Genomic DNA, 17,835 nt, shown 5'->3' on the forward strand with positions numbered 1-17,835 from the left:
AAAGAGGTGGTTACAGCTTGAAGGTCATATACCGGTAAAACTAAATGAGGTTTAAGAATTGAAAAAGGTGAATAAACGAATATTACAATTAGCGGTTCCGTCGATAATATCCAATATCACGGTACCGCTTTTGGGGTTGGTTGATGTCGCTATTGTCGGGCATATCGGCGATGCAGCGTATATCGGAGCCATTGCCGTGGGCTCGATGCTCTTCAATGTCATCTACTGGCTGTTCGGCTTTCTGCGAATGGGAACCAGCGGAATGACTTCGCAGGCTTTGGGAAGGAGAGATTTGGCTGAGGTGCTGAGGCTCCTGGTGCGCTCTCTGAGTATCGGTGTGGGGATAGGAGTGCTGTTCTTCGTTCTTCAGAAATGGCTGATAGGCTGCGGACTCTGGGCGATGTCGCCGGAAGCGGATGTCGTGGAACTGGCACGAAGATACTGTTATGTCTGTATCTGGGGAGCCCCGGCAGTGCTCGGACTCTACGGATTTACGGGCTGGTTTATAGGTATGCAGAACACGCGCATTCCGATGATGGTATCGCTGACGCAGAATGTGGTGAACATCGTAGCCTCTCTGCTGCTGGTCTTTGTCGGCGGTATGACGGTAGAAGGCGTGGCGCTCGGAACGGTCATTGCCCAATGGTGGGGATTCCTGATGGCATGTCTGTTCTATCGCATCTGGTATCGCCGGTTAAGCAAGTATGACTATCGCCGGCATCTCTTTGCTGCCGAACCGCTGAAGCAGTTTTTCTCGCTCAATAAGGATATCTTTCTCCGCACCCTCTGTCTGGTGGCGGTCAACCTCTTCTTTACGGCGGCAGGTTCCAGGGAGAGTACCATCGTGCTGGCTGTGAATACGCTGCTGATGACGCTCTTTACCATCTTCTCTTATTTTATGGATGGTTTTGCTTATGCGGCAGAGGCGTTGAGCGGCAAGTATTATGGAGCCCGAAACATGGGAGCATTCCGCGAGGTGGTTAGAAGAACGATGGGTTTTGGAGCTGTCGTGGCAGTAGGTTTCACCTTATTATATATAGTGGGTGGCGAGAATTTCCTCTCTTTGCTCACGAGCGATAAGCAGGTGATAGCTGCATCGGGCGAGTATTTCTGGTGGGCTGTGCTGATTCCGCTGTCTGGCATGTCGGCATTCGTCTTCGATGGCATCTTTGTAGGCATCACACAGTCTAAGTCGATGCTCTGTTCTACCGCTGTAGCCTCGGCTTCGTTCTTCGGTCTGTTCTTCGGCTTGCATCCTTTTCTGGGCAATCATGCCCTGTGGTTGGCCTTCATTCTCTACCTCTTGTTAAGGGGAATCGTACTGTTCGTCATTTACCGTAAAAAACTGCGGTAAATGACGAATAGTGTTTTTATAGAATATTTTAGTAGAAATAATGCACATCTTTCATAAAAATTGCACACTGAATTATAGTGTGCGCATTTTTGTGAAAAACTACATTAATATAGTTTAAATCTTAGGCTTATATTCTTTTTCTTAGCCGAAAATTAGTAATTTCGCAGAGCAAAACTTAAAAAGAAAAGAGTAAATGACAGCAGAAGAATATTATCAGCAGGGTAACGCCTGGCGCAAGCAGGGTGACTTTAAGCGTGCCCTCGACTGCTATATGGAGGCCATTGCCCTCGATCCGGAGAGCCCTGCCGTAGCAGCCAAGGAGATGCTGGATGATATCATGAGCTTTTATTGCAAAGACTACTACAATCCATAACAACCGACATGTGGACAGCAGGAGCTTTGTTTACTCCAATGGTAAAGATAATTAGTAAGAAATTAGAATATGAGTAAGATTAAAGGGGCTATTGTAGTCGACACCGGGCGTTGCAAGGGATGCTCGCTCTGTGTGGAGGCTTGTCCTCAGCATGTCATCGCATTGGCAGAGAAAAAAGTCAATGTGCATGGTTACCGTTATGTAGAGGCAGCAGTACCTGATGCGTGTGTTGGTTGCACTTCGTGCGCCATCGTGTGTCCGGACGGCTGTATCACTGTTTATCGTAAGAAGGAGGACTAAATAATGGCAAATCAGGAAGTTACATTAATGAAAGGCAATGAGGCGATAGCCCATGCCTGTATCAGATGTGGTGCGGATGGTTTCTTCGGCTATCCTATCACACCTCAAAGTGAGATTATAGAGACGCTGGCTCTGCTCAAGCCATGGGAAACATCAGGTATGGTGGTTCTGCAGGCTGAGAGTGAGGTGGCGGCTATCAACATGGTTTATGGTGGCGCCGGTGCCGGTAAGCGTGTCATTACCACTTCTTCAAGTCCGGGTGTGGCTTTGATGCAAGAGGGTATCTCTTACATGGCAGGTGCTGAGATTCCGGGCGTTATCGTCAATGTGCAGCGTGGCGGTCCGGGTCTGGGTACCATCCAGCCATCCCAGAGTGATTATTTCCAGGCTACCCGCGGTGGTGGTAACGGCGACTATAATGTGATTGTGCTGGCTCCTGCTTCTGTTCAGGAGATGGCTGATTTCGTTGATCTCGCCTTTACGCTTGCCTTTAAGTATCGCAATCCTGCGATGATTCTGAGCGATGGTGTCATTGGTCAGATGATGGAAAAGGTGGTTCTGCCTCCTGTCAAGCCTCGTCGTACAGAGGAGGAGATTGCGAAGGAATGCCCTTGGGCTACCATCGGCCGTCCGAAGAATCGTCCAGTTAACATCATGACCTCTCTGGAACTCAAGCCTGAGGTAATGGAGGAGCGCAATATTGCTCTTCAGGAGAAATACAGAAAAATCCGTGAAACCGAGGTTCGTTATGAAACCGAGCAGATGGATGATGCCGACTATGTTATCGTAGCTTTCGGTAGTGCGGCACGTATCGCCGAGAAGAGCATCGAGAGTGCGCGTGAGCAGGACATCAAGGTAGGATTGTTCCGTCCTATCACTCTCTGGCCTTTCCCTGAAAAGGAGATTCATGAACTCGCCAAGACCAAGAAGGGCATTCTGGTTGTAGAAATCAATGCCGGTCAGATGGTTCAGGATGTGCGACTGGCTGTGAATGGTCTGACTCCTGTGGAGCACTTTGGTCGTCTGGGCGGTATCGTACCTGAGCCGGAGGAAATCGTTGAAGCATTAAAGAAGTTAATAAAATGAATGATATAATTTCACCAGAGAATCTGGTATATAAGAAGCCTACGCTGATGAACGATACCCCGATGCATTATTGCCCGGGGTGTTCGCATGGCGTAGTTCATAAGCTCGTTGCCGAGGTTATCGAGGAAATGGGCATGGAGGATAAGACGGTAGGCGTATGTCCGGTGGGCTGCGCTGTCTTTGCTTATCGCTATTTGGATATTGACTGGCAGGAGGCTGCTCATGGTCGTGCACCTGCTGTAGCTACGGGTATCAAGCGCTTGTGGCCTGATCGTCTTGTCTTCACTTATCAGGGCGATGGCGACCTGGCGTGCATCGGTACCTGCGAAACTATCCACGCCCTGAACCGTGGTGAGCATATCGCCATCATCTTCATCAATAATGCCATCTATGGTATGACCGGCGGACAGATGGCGCCAACCACCCTGTTGGGTCAGAAGACTGCTACCTGTCCTTATGGTAGAGAGGCTGATCTTCATGGTTATCCACTCAATATTACCGAGTTGGCAAGCCATCTGCAGGGTACTTGTTATGTAACTCGCCAGAGTGTGGAGACCGTGGCAAGCATTAAGAAGGCAAAGAAGGCTATCCGCAAGGCGTTCGAGGCAAGCATGCAGGGCAAGGGCTCCAGCCTGGTAGAGATTGTTTCTACCTGCAACAGCGGTTGGAAACTCTCACCTGTTGAGGCTAACAAGTGGATGGAAGAGAACATGTTTAAGCAGTATCCTAAGGGTGACCTGAAGGATACAACGGGAATGTAAGTGAAGAACGAAGAGTGAAGAACGAAGGAAGAACGATTTGCTCTTCTAATATAATAATAGAACAATGAAGACAGAAATCATTATATCCGGTTTTGGCGGTCAGGGCGTTCTCTCTATGGGAAAGATTCTGGCTTATTCAGGACTGATGGAGGATAAGGAGGTAACCTGGATGCCTGCTTACGGACCAGAGCAGCGTGGCGGTACAGCCAACGTAACGGTCATTGTGAGCGACAGTCGCATCTCTTCGCCTATCCTGAGCCATTATGATGTAGCCATCGTGCTCAACCAGCCGTCGCTCGACAAGTTTGAGCCGAAGATTAAGCCAGGCGGCATCCTGATTTATGATGGCTATGGTGTGATGAATCCTCCACAGCGCAAGGACATCACTATTTATCGCATTGATGCAATGGACAAGGCTGCCGAGATGAAAAACTCCAAGGTGTTCAATATGATTGTTTTGGGCGGTCTGCTGAAGGTTTGTCCTGTTGTGAGCACCGATGGTTTGAACAAGGCGCTTTACAAGTCATTGCCAGAGCGCCATCATGGTTTGATTCCGCTGAACATGCAGGCAGTGGAAGAGGGAATGAAGATTATCGAAAAGGTAGATTAAATTCAATCATCATTATAGATAAGGGAGCGGGCTGCGTTGCGATGCAGTTCGCTCCCTTGTTTTATTAGGCTGGGTTGAAAAGGAAAAAATGATGCATCTTGCAGATTATATATTTAATTTGCATCATGTAGTTTGCTACATTCAAAAACTGTTGTTGAATGTTTTTCATATCTTAAACTAAAGAAAGTTGTTCTTTTCTTTGGCATTTCCAATTCTTTTCGTTAATTTTGTGGCGTTAATTTAAAAGAAAGGAATAAGATGGAAACGATTAATATTCAGTTTCAAGTACCTTCTACAGGTCAATATACGCTTGACGAATTTGTCGCCAAGCTCAAAGACTATGCTGAAAAATTAGCAAGTTCTATCTCCAAGTCTGGAAACAGTTTCCAGGAAAGATATATGAGCCAGGCAGAGCAGGAAGCCTATGTGGCAGAAAGTCTCAACCGTGCTCTTGATGAACTGGAAGCCCATAAGAAGAATGGGACTAAGCCGATGGATGCTCGTGAATTGTTGAGAAGACTTCGGGAAGAGGAGGCGTAGTATGAAGGTTAAAATTTATACGGAAAAAGAATTTGAGCGACAACTTAGAAAGCTTTCCAAGAAATATCGTTCAATGCTTGATGATTACGATGCTTTTCTTACAGGCTTAGAACAGGATCCTTTTCAAGGTACTAGTCTTGGCAAAGGTGTCAGAAAGGTAAGAATGGCAATAGCTAGTAAGGGTAAAGGTAAGAGTGGTGGTGCAAGGGTCATCACTTATAATCTTTACCAGGAAGGAGATTCCGTTATCATTGATTTGTTGACAATCTATGATAAAGGAGAAATCTCTAATATCTCTGATGAGTTTATCAGCTTTTTGCTTGATAAACGTAAAAATGTATAATACGCAGAATAAGTATCATTGTCTTTCAGTATTATCTGATGCAGAAAGGTCTTTCTCCATACCTCTTGTTTTGAGTAACTGCACTAACTCTTGGGGTGTGGAATATGTTTTTATAAACGGAATTCTTGTTGTCATATACCTATAAAAACAAAAACGCCCCGCACATAAAATATTCAAGTCAATCATTTGTAATGATAAAGAATTGAAGATGTATGTATCCCTTGCATCAAGTTATTACTCCATTATAGTTTCTTTTATCTATTGCAATACGGCATCAGATCAATACGACAGTACGACAATGGTTAAGTAAATCTATAAGTCAGCAGTGTCTCATGGCTATAAATGCTTATCGCATTCGTGTCATTTTGATAAAGAACATAGCTTGATGCTCCATGAGAAACAATGATTGATTTTACTATTTATTTGTGTCTACAAAGACACAGCAAGGTATGTTTTGAGTAACTCAAAACCTTTCGGGTTGCTCTCAAAAGACCTTTCCCTAATCGAGGTGATAGCCCTCCAAAGTCGGGTTACCTTGTTCCAATCTTTGATATTATATGGCTAACACATTTAGTTCGCTTTCGCACACCTTTTCTCGTCATAGCAAGGCTCAAGAAATCTTAGTTTTGCTCATCTGGCTTAACGAAAAGGTTGTACTCATTATTGCTCTATTTTTAGAGTATCGAATAAAATAAGTATAACACAAATAAAGTATTAGCTATGATTTATGGTTACATTCGTGTCAGCAGTGATAAACAGACTGTTGAAAATCAACGCTTCGAAATTAACAATTTCTGCAAGCAAAACAATCTTTCTATCGATGGCTGGATAGAAGAAACTATCAGTGGTACAAAGGCGTACAACAAGCGTGAGCTTGGCAAACTATTGAAGCGAGTAAACAAAGACGATCTCATTATGTGTGCAGAATTGTCACGTCTCGGGCGAAACCTCTTTATGATTATGGAGATACTTAATATCTGCATGACTAAGGAGTGTCGTGTCTGGACTATCAAGGACAATTACCGACTCGGCGATGATATTCAAAGCAAAGTGCTTGCTTTTGCCTTTGGACTTTCCGCAGAAATAGAGCGTAACCTTATCAGCCAACGCACAAAGGAGGCTTTGGCAAGAAAGAAAGCAGAGGGCGTTACGCTCGGTCGACCAAAGGGAAGAAAGAGTTCTCCTGAAAAGTATAAGCTTTACGGAAAAGCTACTCTTATCAAAGAACTTCTTAAAGCAAACGTTTCCAAGCGAAAGATTGCGAAGTTGTGCAAGGTTGACCGAAATACACTTGACAGATATATTAAGTTTTTTTTGACAGAAGAGAAATGAGCGTTTTCGTGCAGCAAAGCGGGTCGGAGTGCGAGTTCTCAAACTCTGACTCTTGGGTGATACTTTCTCCTATCGAGCAGAGTATCAAGCGCAAGATAGAAGCTGTGGGGACTCCTCTCAAAGATTGGGACATAAACATTTATCGTGGAGTTCTAACTGGATATAATGAAGCCTTTATTATATCAACAGAGAAACGTGATGAGATTCTTGCGAATTGTCAGACAGAAGACGAGCGTGCAAGAACGGCTGAACTTATTCGACCGATTCTGCGAGGCAGGGACATCAAGAGGTATGGATATAACTGGACTGGATTGTATCTAATTGCAACTTTTCCTTCTCGCCATTATGATATAGAGAAGTATCCTGCCGTTAAAAATTATCTTTTAGGATTCGGTATTGAACGTCTGGAGCAAACGGGGAAGTCTCACATCGTAAATGGAGAGAAAATAAAAGCGAGAAAGAAGACCAATAATAAGTGGTTTGAAACCCAAGATAGCATCAGTTATTGGGAGGATTTTTCTAAACAACAAATTGTATGGATCGAATTGTCTGATGAGCCAAAGTTTTCTTATGCCCAAAACGTTATGTCCGTGAATACAGTTTTCTTCTTAACAGGAGAACATGTTCTTCATATTTTGGGGTTGTTGAACTCCAAATTAATTACATGGTATTTCAAGCATTGTATAGGTACAACATCTGGAGTTGGAACAAATAGATGGCTAAAATATACTATCGAGCAAATTCCTATTGCACCAATAAATATAGGGATAGAACAATTGGTAAATCAGATATGTTCAAACCTTGATACGACAATAGACGGAAAAATAGATGACATGGTCTGCAAACAATATGGATTAGATGAAGAAGAAATTTGCTTTATAGTTAATCATTAGGAGGATTTTTCTAAGCCAAAAATTTTATGGAAACGAGTTGGCTCAATACTTAGATTCTGCTACAATGACAATGAGGCTTTAGGATTAGACAGTACATGTTTTGCAATAGGAAATAACATAGAATTCGTTTGCTGTGTTTTAAATACTCCAATGGGACACTATTTACTAAAAGATGCCCCTAAAACAGGTACAGGTGATCTGCTAATAAGTGTGCAAGCTGTTGAGCCTTTAAAGATGCCTTCAGTGTCGCATGAACTTAACAAGGAATTTAAAAGGTTATTAGAAATTATGAGTACAAATAGCTCTAATGACATAGAAAACGAGATAAGCCAAAAGATATTTAATCTTTATGGCTTATCTTGTGAGGAGCAGAGATATATTGATGAGAATTTCACTTAATCTCAATATATCCAATAGATATTCGTTCTTCTTTAGAAAGCCCATATAGTTCAAAAAGCCGTTCGTCTATAAGAATGGCTTTTTCTTTTTTATAATCATTTTGAATATCAGTGACCAACGATTTGAATATTTCATTTTCTTTATCACTAACTTTCAGAACAGGGATTTTATCAAAGAATATCTTTCTAAGTTCTCGTGTACCACCTTGCAGTTCTGGAAATTTATCAAGAAAGCAAAATTTGAAAATTGAAGAATTCAAAAATGCTGTCAAATATGCTATATGCTTTCCTGTAATCATAAATGATTTGTCATTTTGCAGAAAGTTCTTTTCATCAAAATAGAAAGGAATATATTTGGTCATATTTGGATACATGATTTTTGGCTTAGAAAAATCCTCCAAATAAGCGCAATTGCGTAGGTTATACGGAGTATCACCCTTATCAGCACGTTTCGATATTCTATCCCAATATTGGTCAAGATGTGCCTTTATAGCAGGATAATCTTCTATATGTACACGTTCCAACTTGCCACGAATACCATTGTGGGTATTGATTAGCCACAGATTTGCCCAGTTATACCCATATCTCTTGATGTCCCTGCCTCGCAGAATCGGTCGAATAAGTTCAGCCGTTCTTGCACGCTCGTCTTCTGTCTGACAATTCGCAAGAATCTCATCACGTTTCTCTGTTGATATAATAAAGGCTTCATTATATCCAGTTAGAACTCCACGATAAATGTTTATGTCCCAATCTTTGAGAGGAGTCCCCACAGCTTCTATCTTGCGCTTGATACTCTGCTCGATAGGAGAAAGTATCACCCAAGAGTCAGAGTTTGAGAACTCGCACTCCGACCCGCTTTGCTGCACGAAAACGCTCAAATTCTTTACGCTATCTTTGTTCTGCTTATTGGTAACTGCGCATAGAGTCTTGTGCTCGTTTACTGCTTTAGCAAAGAGCAGAATATTGGTATCAACAGTTGCGCTCTCAAAGATTTTGACTCCGGCAAAGTCTATGAGTAGCAGAGGGTTCGTATTCTTGGCAAAGAATTCACGCGTCTTCTCACCATATCCTGCACGCATCCATTTATTGGATGTGATATAGCAAAGATGTCCATTGGGCTTAAGCAACTGATAGCCACGTTCGTAGAACAGGCAATAAATATCACCTGTACGTGCGTATGTCTTATAATTGCAATCAGCATACAACTTGGCTAATTTGCCGCCATCATTTTGAAGCTGAATATATGGTGGATTACCAATCACAATATCAAATCCATCATTCACTCCGAACATCCAGGCAGGGTCGAAGAACTCTGCAACTGCATTTTGGTCGTATGGATTCCATGCAGCAAGTTGCTTTGCGTCCTCAGGAGCAAAGTCGTTGTCTTCAGCCAACAATTTAGCCAATTTCTCACGTAGTTGTTTGTCTTTCTCTCGCAATGTACTTTTGCGATAAGCGGTTTTAGCAGAGAAATGCTCATGACGTATTTCTGTCAGTTCTTTCTTTGTCGGCTCGATTTCTGGATTCTCGAACAGATTGTGTGAGACTTGTTTCTTCTTTGCAATCAATGAATTGGCTGCCACAAACTTTGTTTCAAGATTTGGCAATGTAGGAATACCAAAGTTCGGCTTCGTGGCATCTTTCTCACAATTGCAGATAAGAGAAATAAAGAAGCGAAGTTTTGTAATCTGCGCTGCTATACTTTGAATATCACTGCCATATATGCAATTTTCAATGATAGCCAACTTCATTTCATAGATATTCTCGTCAGGAGTGATATGACAAAGAATCTCTATCATTCTGTTAAGCAAGCCCATAGGAAATGCTCCTGAGCCACATGCAGGGTCAAGTATCTTGATTGTCTTTAATTTGTCTGCAATGGTTTTATAATCATCCTCTTTTGTTTTGTCATACACAAACTCTGGAGAGAAGAGCGAACGCACAAATGCCGTATTGCCCAAGTATGAGATAAGGCTTTCGTCCACCATATAGTTCACAATCTCGCGAGGCGTATAGAAAGAACCACTTTGATTACGGGCCGTTTCTTTCGTCTCAGGGTTGTATGCACCCAAAAGGTTCTCAAACACCTTACCAAGCAATTCTGGGTCGAGTGCCACTTGCTGCTCCTCAGGGGAGTTCTCTTCTATAGTGAAATTGTATCGGCTTAGTATGGAGATAAGTCCTCGTTCTGGTTCAAAGAACAGAACGTTTGGCACAACCGCACGATTGCGATAGCGTCCATCGGCAAATTTCTTGTCGTTACGGCTGAAACCATCATAGTTGTATGCCTGTTCTACGCCATCAATAGTCTTTGTCTTGTCAAGGCACTCAAAAAGACCGCCATTAAGGAATGGTACTTCAGAGAACAACTTTATCACTTCATCTTCCCTGATAGTGAACATTTCTGCATAGCGATAAAGTGTCTTGATGTCTTTCTTTACGTTGGTTGCAAACTTACGCTTGTTGCCCTGCTCATCCTCTATGGCACGGTTGAGAGTGCCGAAAAAGAGGTTCTGGAGAATGGCATTATAGTAGTTTCCAACTACGGCACTGTTCGGATCAAAATCCTTGAGTATAGTTTCGAGGAAGTCAACATCAAAGATTTTATTAGGCACAAGTTCTTTCTGTTTGATAAACCAAACAAACATAATTCGGGTTATCAAACGTATAATCTTTGTCTCAATATCTTCTCTGTCATCTGCCTCTATAGATGTGTTGTTCGGGAAATATACTCCAGATGCTGGGTCCACCGCCCATTGATACCACTCATACAAGTCTTTGTAGAATTGCTTGGTAAGTGCCTCAACGGAGAACGCTGCCGTAACATCGCTTAGAGCTAATTTGCTATTCTTCAACGCTCCAAATTGCTCTATTGCAGTACGGCATCCACGTCCCTCACCAAGAAGATACGTAAAACGCTTGGTGTTTGTGGAAAGTTTTTCATAAATACCATCCTTGTTAAATCCCCAAGTCTCGCTGACATAAGAAAAGCGTAGAACACTTTCATTCTTACGATAACAGAACAGGAATGCACCAGCATAGCCCATGTCACGCCAGTCTTTTGTAAGCATATCACGTATGCCAGCTCTGTTTCTCTCAATGTTAACTTTGTCTGAAAGTTCCACCTCATATATGGCAAGCGCTTCACCATCAGAAAGAGAAATCTTTCCCAGGTTGAGTGCGTTTTTTGCCAATCGGCTATTCGCTTTTACTTCCTTTGGGCTTCGCCAAAAACTGACATTGCTGAGAAATATGTCATGAAGCAGTTGCTGCCATGCTTCACGATTATATTTTGATTCTATGATTTCTTTATAGTTCATATTATTATTGTTATTTAAACGATTCTGATAATATTATCTCGGCGTTGCTTTCTTGTTCGTTCAACTGCGACTCTTGCGCCATGTAGTAAGCGGAATATTTCTTAGCCATTTCTATGATTTCTGCTAACGCTTCATCATGTGTCATTCGTGACTTTCCGCTTGTACGTCGTAAGTCTTTCTGTATGCGTTGCAAGCGCTTTGGTATGTAGGTTATGACACCACGCTCTGCCAAAGTCTTGAGCTGAACAACTTTTAGATACAGTTCGTTGTCATCTATTTCACGAATAAAGTTATTCAACAGACTTACCGCAGTACTAACTTGCGCACCAAGTGTGGTCTGAGTGTCTTGTGAAGTCTCTTGTACTCGCATTTCCTCATCTCGCATGGCACGGAACTTCTGCAAAGCCATGTTGATATGTTTGTGATGTTGCTCAATGCGCTCCACAGGCTGCTCTTCTTTAGATGCCTTAAAGTATTTCAACGCATCAAGCACAGAGAGTTCCTTGGCTGTTTCCGAAACAAGGAAGAACACTTTCCTATAATTCGTCTTGAGGAAAACAAGTGTATCGCCAGACAAGGTTACACCTTCTACCGTGCGCTTCTCTCTACCAGTACGACTTCGCAACGACAATTTTTCAATTCGGTTATACTCTCTGCGATTTGTCTTGTATAGAGTTCGAAGTTCCTCATAGAAAGGCAATTCTTGATTTGCTTCTTCCTTTTGCTTCTTCATTCCTTCGTCAAACAACTTGGTCAAGTCCCGGTCAAGAATTTCCTGTTGTGAGTAAATTTGATTATCCTCGCCAAAAGTTGAGTGGAATGTTTGTATCTTACTCAGTGCTATCTGGTTGAGGTTTATCTCTCTGTTGCCCTCACGAGAAGGATAGAACACATAATTATATATGTGCTTAGATGCAGAACCAATACGATTGACACGGCCTATACGTTGCATCAGACGTGTACTGTTCCATGGTGTATCATAGTTGACTATGACATTGGCACGATGCAAGTTAACGCCCTCTGCTAAAACGTCAGTAGTGAGGATTATATTGTAATCGTTGAGCTTTGTTTTATAGTTTGCATCAAAGTTTTCTCGGATAGTTTTGAATAGCTTACTACGATTATCAGCCGAGATCACCAATACATCTTTGCGGTTGATGCGTCGCTCAAGATATTTAACCGTGTCAACTGACTCTGAGAAAACGACAAGCTTTTGCTCTGGATTACGGTCTTCCTTGAACAATTCATGTTTCAGCAATTCTTTGAATTTTGCAAACTTAGAATCGTCAGCATCCGTAATTTTTTCCCATGCCTTGCACATCTTTTCCAATGTCTCTTGGTCGCCTTGTAGCATTTCTATAAATTCAGGCTTAAAGTCTTCGGCCTTAAACACTGAGTTCTTTGGATTGTCCTCCGCTTTGGCATTGAGTTTCTCTTCTATCTCCTCATCTGTGTATCCAGACTCCAGTAGGTTATTGATGTCAAGGTCTGGAGCAATAAACACCTTGTCTCGATTGAACATATCAAGCATATTCTGGTTGGCTTGACGGAAATTGCTAAGTGAGACTTGGAACGCATAAAAACTGCTTTCCAGTCGCTTGACAAGACCATTTTTGCGGATGCCTGCCAGACTACGGCTTATAAGCTCTGCATTGTCATACAACCCATTAGATACTTCGGGCTTCAGGTAAGCAATGGCTTGATAGCGAGCATAAGTCAACTCCTTGTCGAGTGTCTGCATGGCACTTTCAAACAAGTCGGCAAGGTGCTCGTTTAGTTCATAACTGCTCGCATTTGGACGTTCAACCTTTGGAAATCCGTTCACGTCCTTGTTGTAACGTGCCACACTTTCGATGTCAGTTCTTGTACGGCGTACGGTTAATGGCTTTATAACACGATCTCGTACATGTTCTGCCAGTTTCTTAAATTGAGTAACGTCAAAATTCGAATCTTTTCTCAACTGCTGAAATTCCTTAATCAATGGAGAGAAAAATGCCGTCAAGTTTGCCACACCATCAATAGTACAACGGCGTGGGTCTTGGAAAAGCTGTATCTCGTTATAAATGTCAGCAGGTGTATTATTCATTGGTGTTGCTGAAATAAGCATCACCTTTTTCTTGTAGCCTGGTATGTTGCCTTGCTCAATGCGTGGCATCTTGCATATTTCCTGCAATTGCTCAAAAGCAGATGTGGTGTGTGAACGAAACTTGTGCGCCTCGTCCACTAATATCAAGTCGTATTCATCTGCATTCCAGTAGTTATAGTTCTCTTCATCAAGCACCTTTGACAAGCTACCGTTGGTAACGAATTTTGCATATTTGTCAATTCCAAAATCTTTAAATGTAGCCTTCCAGTTTTGTTCTACTGCTGGAGGATATACAACGAGTATCTTTGTCTTGTCTCGTCCATTCTCTATCAAGAACTTTTTAGCAATCATTGTCGCAATAACAGTCTTTCCCAAACCCACAACATCGGCAAGGAAGAAACCATCATATCTAATCAACTTTTGATAGCCTTCAGCTACCGCATCCATCTGATAGTCATACTTAGTATAACCCTCAGGCATGTCAAAAGGATTATTGTCGTCAGTTGCTAAAACACGGTCAGAAAAATATTCCATGAGCATCTTGATGTAAAGGTCATACGGCTTTACATCTCCTTTCAAATATGTTCTGTCAACAGAGGTCTTAACATCTTCTGCTGTTATGGCGCATCCTTCAGCTTCTTTCCACAATAGCTCGAATTCATCTTTTGCAAACTTAACATCATCATATCTATCAAGTTTTACATTAAACTCATACTGTTTATCCTCAGATATGCCAAGTCCATTACCAGACAAGTTGCTTGAGCCTGTGATGGCAACTCCCTGCGAATATTGGTTAAATTCGTCAGGATAAAGAATGTACAATTTGGCATGAATCTTTTTAGATGGATGTGCACGAAGTTCAAGTTTGCCATCAATTAAGTCTTGAATCATTTGGAACATTCCATCTTCTACTTCTTTCTTGTAATTGGAAGATTCAATGTCTCTACGGATTTTTCGCAAACACTCTTCTCTTACTTCTTCTTCCGCACCGAAGAAAATTCTTCCTTGGTTTGCTGCTTGCGCAATGTATTTGTCCACATCAATTCCGATGAGGATTCTAACTCGATTTATGTTGTCCAAAAACGGACGCAAAGAGAAATAACCTGATGCTCTCAAAAATCCCACTACCGCATCAAGATTCTTGATATTTTGGTTATGTTGCAATATGCCCTCAAACTCTTTCATAAGGGTATTTCCATTCTTGTTCGTGAAGAAATTAGAATGTATTATTGATGTGTTGCTTTCTGTTGTCATAGTTGAAACATTACTTAATTTGCTGCTTTACGCAACAATTGTTATTCATTGATTTTCGCCACCAATTCCGTTGGTGTTAATACTTCCATCTTGGCAAAGGCAAACCATTTCTTGCCCAAGTCCTTAATGGATGCACCGATATGGTACACAACATCATCAATACACAAGAATCTGTCGTGTGACCTGCGGAACACACTTACATTGATAGGTGGATATTGGCTATTATGCCTGTTGATATCAAGATGTAACTGTTGATTGATTTGTTGAGTATAAATGTCAGCTGTTACGCCACTGACTCTTTTGTCCAGCAAGGTGAGAACAGTTTCATCGACATAATTGTCTATCAGTACTATGCTTCTTTTGGCGCTCTTTACCAAATCTGAAACAAACGTGTAGGCATCATATACTTGCCCATCATAGAATATTCCTTGTTTTGGCTGAACGCTTCTTTCGTCAAGTCTTTGGAATACTTCATCAATGCGCTTGTCTGATTCTTGTTGGTGTTGCATTATTTCAAGCTGATGATATTCGATAGTTGACAATCTTCTGAACACATCTGCATTGTTTATCAAGAAATGGCGCATGGACACAAAAGCATCCATGATACGGATGCTGACACGAATGGCAGTTTCGCTTCTTAGTACAGAGGCTAACATGGCAACTCCTTGTTCCGTAAATGCAAATGGACAGACAGTAGAATGCTTGAGATTTTTGAACCGGTCACAATTTGTGACCAGTTCGTCCATTTCATATTTACTCAACTGAAATCTGAAATGCTCTGGGAAGCGTTCTATATTACGCTTGACACTTTGATTTAAGACCTTTGTTTCCACACCATATAAGTCAGCAAGGTCTCTATCCAAGATTACTTGGACACCACGGATTGTCAATATTCTATTTTCAACAGAAGATAACTGGTCGCAATTTGCGACCAGTTCACCACCACCTGTCATTATGTTCTTTTCCTCTGCCATTATATTTTTACTTCGGGGTTATCTACTATTATAATATCCGAAAGCTCAACCTGTAATAATCGAGATATTTTTATCAAGCTCTCAACATCAGGCTGATTGCAATTGGTACACCACTTTGATATAGTGGTTTGGTCCTTACCAAGTTGTTCGGCAAGCCATTTGCCTGTTTTCTTCTTTTCTACAAGTAATAACTTAAGCCGATTTAAATCTTTGTTTGCCATATTGTCATCTGTATTTTTTCGGTCTATCATCTATTAATCTACAAAAATAGTACTTTTTTGTTAAAAACTTATTGAAAACGTCTAAGATTTAAGGATATTTCGCAATTGTATGATTAAAAATCATATGTCGTCCACCTTCACACGCAGCTGCTTGATGGTTCTGCCTATCGAGAAGCTGAGGCTTATGCCAAGACATATGCAGGTTGGCAGCTCGTTACCTTGGCTTTTACCAAGAAGATGTAAGTTTTCCGTTAAATATTCTATTTTCTGATAGGTATTTCGGAAAAAATGCCTATTTTTGCAATGTGAATTCAAAACGAAGCAATTATGGCATTGAAATTATATCCTGTAGGAATCCAAACATTTGAGCGTATTCGGAAGGAAAACAAGCTCTATATCGACAAGACGGAATATATCTATCGAATGACACATTCTGGTGGATGTTATTTCTTCTTAAGTCGTCCACGCCGTTTCGGTAAGTCACTTTTGGTGTCAACCTTTGAGAGTTATTTCTCTGGAAAGAAAGAACTGTTTGAGGGGCTTGCCATCGAAAAGTTAGAGCAGGAATGGATGGAATATCCTGTGCTGCACTTTGACATGAGTGGAGGTAAGCACATGGAGAAGGAGCAATTGGAGGATTATCTCTCAAATCGTTTGGAGGCAGAAGAGAGAAAATGGGGGATTACCCATACTAAAAGAGGTGCAAATGATCGATTGACGGAATTAATTACCACCGCTTATGAAATTAGTGGCAAGCAGGTGGTCGTGCTCATCGACGAGTATGATGCGCCTATGCTCGATGTTGCTCACGATAAAGAAACTTTGGATGTGCTTCGCAATGTGATGCGCAATTTCTTTAGCCCACTCAAGATGTGTGAGCCTATGCTTCGTTTTGTCTTCCTGACTGGTATCACCAAGTTCTCGCAAGTGAGCATTTTTAGCGAGTTGAATAACATCAAAAATGTTTCGTTAGGTGATGAATATGCTGGAGTTTGCGGAATCACCAAGGAAGAATTGCTTACCCAGATGAGCGAGGATATAGATATGTTGGCAGAGGCACAGGGGATGACAAGAGAGGAAACTATTGCTAAACTCAAGGAGAATTATGATGGCTATCACTTCTCGCCAGCATCCCCTGATGTGTTTAATCCTTATAGTTTGCTCAACTGTTTTGATGATAAGAACTTCGGTGCTTATTGGTTCAGCTCGGGCACACCTACCTATCTTATCAACATGCTTCGCAAGTTTAAGGTCTTGCCAGCCAAGATAGGCAGGTCATTGGCTCGTTCCTCAGCATTCGATGCACCTACGGAGAACTTGAAGACCATCACGCCTTTGCTCTATCAGAGCGGCTACATCACCATCAAGGGCTATGACAAGATGAGCCAACTCTTCACGCTCGACTTGCCTAACAAGGAAATCAAGGTGGGCTTATTTGAGAGCCTTCTGCCTTATTATTTGGAAGGTATGTATGCTGAGGAGGGAGATGTGGCAATTGCTCAGATGTCTGTCTTGATTCGCCAAGGCGACATGGATGGTGCCTTGCGCTTGTTCCAGGAGTTCTTGGGCACGGTGCCTTATTGTAACAATACTAATTACGAGGGGCATTACCAACAGGTGCTTTTCATCATCTTCACCCTCTTGACTCACTTTGTGGTGGATGTGGAGGTTCACACACCGAATGGAAGGGTGGATGTGGTGATGGAGACTGAGGATACTCTCTATCTCATCGAACTGAAACTTAACAAGAGTGCCCAGTCCGCCATGCAGCAAATCAACCTCAAGCAATACGGCCAGCGTTTTGCGAGATGTGGCAAGCCGATTGTAAAAGTTGGTGTAAACTTTGATGCTAAGAAAGGGAATATTGAGGATTGGATCATAGAACCATAAATAAGAGTTCACCTTTAAAAGAACCATAAATAAGAGTCCACTTTTAAAAGTGGCGGCAACCCATAACAAAAAAAAGACCGAGTAACTTTTCTATTGGAAG

At 42.0% G+C, this 17,835-nt stretch carries 16 protein-coding genes; 12 read left to right on the forward strand and 4 right to left on the reverse strand.

All coding sequences use genetic code 11. The features are described 5' to 3' along the window. Nucleotides 1–58: 58 nt before the first annotated feature. From NNC77_RS03420 to NNC77_RS03470, 11 genes are all read left to right on the forward strand, one after another. The gene (locus tag NNC77_RS03420) at nt 59–1,354 is read left to right on the forward strand and encodes an MATE family efflux transporter (RefSeq protein ID WP_254969942.1); all 1,296 of its coding nucleotides are present in this window, start codon (nt 59–61) and stop codon (nt 1,352–1,354) included. A gap of 193 nt (nt 1,355–1,547) precedes the next feature. Further along, nucleotides 1,548–1,727, forward strand: coding sequence for a tetratricopeptide repeat protein (locus NNC77_RS03425; RefSeq protein ID WP_006848323.1), 180 nt, complete (start codon nt 1,548–1,550; stop codon nt 1,725–1,727). Nucleotides 1,728–1,796: 69 nt separating this feature from the next. Further along, on the forward strand, nt 1,797–2,027 hold the full coding sequence (locus NNC77_RS03430) for a 4Fe-4S binding protein (protein ID WP_006848322.1): 231 nt from the start codon (nt 1,797–1,799) through the stop codon (nt 2,025–2,027). A gap of 3 nt (nt 2,028–2,030) precedes the next feature. Continuing rightward, nucleotides 2,031–3,113 (forward strand): 3-methyl-2-oxobutanoate dehydrogenase subunit VorB, encoded by a 1,083-nt coding sequence (locus tag NNC77_RS03435; protein ID WP_254969941.1) that lies wholly within the window; start codon nt 2,031–2,033, stop codon nt 3,111–3,113. Beyond that, on the forward strand, nt 3,110–3,874 hold the full coding sequence (locus tag NNC77_RS03440; protein ID WP_118416053.1) for a thiamine pyrophosphate-dependent enzyme: 765 nt from the start codon (nt 3,110–3,112) through the stop codon (nt 3,872–3,874). Before NNC77_RS03435 ends, NNC77_RS03440 begins: the two co-directional genes overlap by 4 nt. Before the next feature lie 64 nt (nt 3,875–3,938). Beyond that, nucleotides 3,939–4,484 carry a 2-oxoacid:acceptor oxidoreductase family protein gene (locus NNC77_RS03445; RefSeq protein ID WP_006848319.1) on the forward strand — a complete coding sequence of 182 codons (546 nt, stop codon included), beginning with the start codon at nt 3,939–3,941 and terminating at the stop codon, nt 4,482–4,484. A gap of 258 nt (nt 4,485–4,742) precedes the next feature. Next, nucleotides 4,743–5,024 carry a hypothetical protein gene (locus NNC77_RS03450; RefSeq protein ID WP_117586854.1) on the forward strand — a complete coding sequence of 94 codons (282 nt, stop codon included), beginning with the start codon at nt 4,743–4,745 and terminating at the stop codon, nt 5,022–5,024. A 1-nt stretch (nt 5,025) separates the two neighbouring features. Then, on the forward strand, nt 5,026–5,367 hold the full coding sequence (locus tag NNC77_RS03455) for an addiction module toxin RelE (RefSeq protein ID WP_118081345.1): 342 nt from the start codon (nt 5,026–5,028) through the stop codon (nt 5,365–5,367). Nucleotides 5,368–6,087: 720 nt separating this feature from the next. After that, complete coding sequence (locus NNC77_RS03460) at nt 6,088–6,699, forward strand: master DNA invertase Mpi family serine-type recombinase (RefSeq protein WP_118081343.1); 612 nt, start codon at nt 6,088–6,090, stop codon at nt 6,697–6,699. Next, the gene (locus tag NNC77_RS03465; protein ID WP_437343725.1) at nt 6,696–7,592 is read left to right on the forward strand and encodes a TaqI-like C-terminal specificity domain-containing protein; all 897 of its coding nucleotides are present in this window, start codon (nt 6,696–6,698) and stop codon (nt 7,590–7,592) included. The genes NNC77_RS03460 and NNC77_RS03465 overlap by 4 nt, the downstream gene beginning before the upstream one ends. Nucleotides 7,593–7,742: 150 nt before the next feature. Beyond that, the gene (locus NNC77_RS03470) at nt 7,743–7,991 is read left to right on the forward strand and encodes a hypothetical protein (RefSeq protein ID WP_254986857.1); all 249 of its coding nucleotides are present in this window, start codon (nt 7,743–7,745) and stop codon (nt 7,989–7,991) included. Here the strand turns inward: NNC77_RS03470 and NNC77_RS03475 are convergent. From NNC77_RS03475 to NNC77_RS03490, 4 genes are all read right to left on the reverse strand, one after another. Continuing rightward, nucleotides 7,984–11,310, reverse strand: a complete 3,327-nt coding sequence (locus NNC77_RS03475) for an Eco57I restriction-modification methylase domain-containing protein (RefSeq protein ID WP_254986858.1) — start codon at nt 11,308–11,310, stop codon at nt 7,984–7,986. The genes NNC77_RS03470 and NNC77_RS03475 overlap by 8 nt on opposite strands. A gap of 10 nt (nt 11,311–11,320) precedes the next feature. Further along, a complete protein-coding gene (locus NNC77_RS03480; protein ID WP_254969939.1) occupies nt 11,321–14,581 on the reverse strand; it encodes a helicase-related protein in 3,261 nt (1,086 codons plus the stop codon). 110 nt (nt 14,582–14,691) lie between these two features. Next, the gene (locus NNC77_RS03485) at nt 14,692–15,624 is read right to left on the reverse strand and encodes an ORF6N domain-containing protein (RefSeq protein ID WP_254969938.1); all 933 of its coding nucleotides are present in this window, start codon (nt 15,622–15,624) and stop codon (nt 14,692–14,694) included. Further along, nucleotides 15,624–15,845, reverse strand: coding sequence for a helix-turn-helix transcriptional regulator (locus tag NNC77_RS03490; RefSeq protein WP_118064070.1), 222 nt, complete (start codon nt 15,843–15,845; stop codon nt 15,624–15,626). The genes NNC77_RS03485 and NNC77_RS03490 overlap by 1 nt, the downstream gene beginning before the upstream one ends. Nucleotides 15,846–16,172: 327 nt before the next feature. Here NNC77_RS03490 and NNC77_RS03495 point away from each other — a divergent pair, with 327 nt between their 5' ends. Beyond that, nucleotides 16,173–17,735 (forward strand): ATP-binding protein, encoded by a 1,563-nt coding sequence (locus NNC77_RS03495; protein WP_254969936.1) that lies wholly within the window; start codon nt 16,173–16,175, stop codon nt 17,733–17,735. The last annotated feature ends 100 nt before the right edge of the window (nt 17,736–17,835 follow it).

Source organism: Segatella copri, assembly GCF_024330485.1.
Lineage (GTDB): Bacteria > Bacteroidota > Bacteroidia > Bacteroidales > Bacteroidaceae > Prevotella > Prevotella copri_L.

Bases quoted from the DNA above. Each gene is read 5' to 3' on its own strand.
- NNC77_RS03425 (WP_006848323.1), top strand. From the start codon at position 1,548: ATGACAGCAGAAGAATATTATCAGCAGGGTAACGCCTGGCGCAAGCAG.
- NNC77_RS03430 (WP_006848322.1), top strand. From the start codon at position 1,797: ATGAGTAAGATTAAAGGGGCTATTGTAGTCGACACCGGGCGTTGCAAG.
- NNC77_RS03435 (WP_254969941.1), top strand. From the start codon at position 2,031: ATGGCAAATCAGGAAGTTACATTAATGAAAGGCAATGAGGCGATAGCC.
- NNC77_RS03440 (WP_118416053.1), top strand. From the start codon at position 3,110: ATGAATGATATAATTTCACCAGAGAATCTGGTATATAAGAAGCCTACG.
- NNC77_RS03445 (WP_006848319.1), top strand. From the start codon at position 3,939: ATGAAGACAGAAATCATTATATCCGGTTTTGGCGGTCAGGGCGTTCTC.
- NNC77_RS03450 (WP_117586854.1), top strand. From the start codon at position 4,743: ATGGAAACGATTAATATTCAGTTTCAAGTACCTTCTACAGGTCAATAT.
- NNC77_RS03455 (WP_118081345.1), top strand. From the start codon at position 5,026: ATGAAGGTTAAAATTTATACGGAAAAAGAATTTGAGCGACAACTTAGA.
- NNC77_RS03460 (WP_118081343.1), top strand. From the start codon at position 6,088: ATGATTTATGGTTACATTCGTGTCAGCAGTGATAAACAGACTGTTGAA.
- NNC77_RS03465 (WP_437343725.1), top strand. From the start codon at position 6,696: ATGAGCGTTTTCGTGCAGCAAAGCGGGTCGGAGTGCGAGTTCTCAAAC.
- NNC77_RS03470 (WP_254986857.1), top strand. From the start codon at position 7,743: ATGGGACACTATTTACTAAAAGATGCCCCTAAAACAGGTACAGGTGAT.
- NNC77_RS03475 (WP_254986858.1), bottom strand. From the start codon at position 11,310: ATGAACTATAAAGAAATCATAGAATCAAAATATAATCGTGAAGCATGG.
- NNC77_RS03480 (WP_254969939.1), bottom strand. From the start codon at position 14,581: ATGAAAGAGTTTGAGGGCATATTGCAACATAACCAAAATATCAAGAAT.
- NNC77_RS03485 (WP_254969938.1), bottom strand. From the start codon at position 15,624: ATGGCAGAGGAAAAGAACATAATGACAGGTGGTGGTGAACTGGTCGCA.
- NNC77_RS03490 (WP_118064070.1), bottom strand. From the start codon at position 15,845: ATGGCAAACAAAGATTTAAATCGGCTTAAGTTATTACTTGTAGAAAAG.
- NNC77_RS03495 (WP_254969936.1), top strand. From the start codon at position 16,173: ATGGCATTGAAATTATATCCTGTAGGAATCCAAACATTTGAGCGTATT.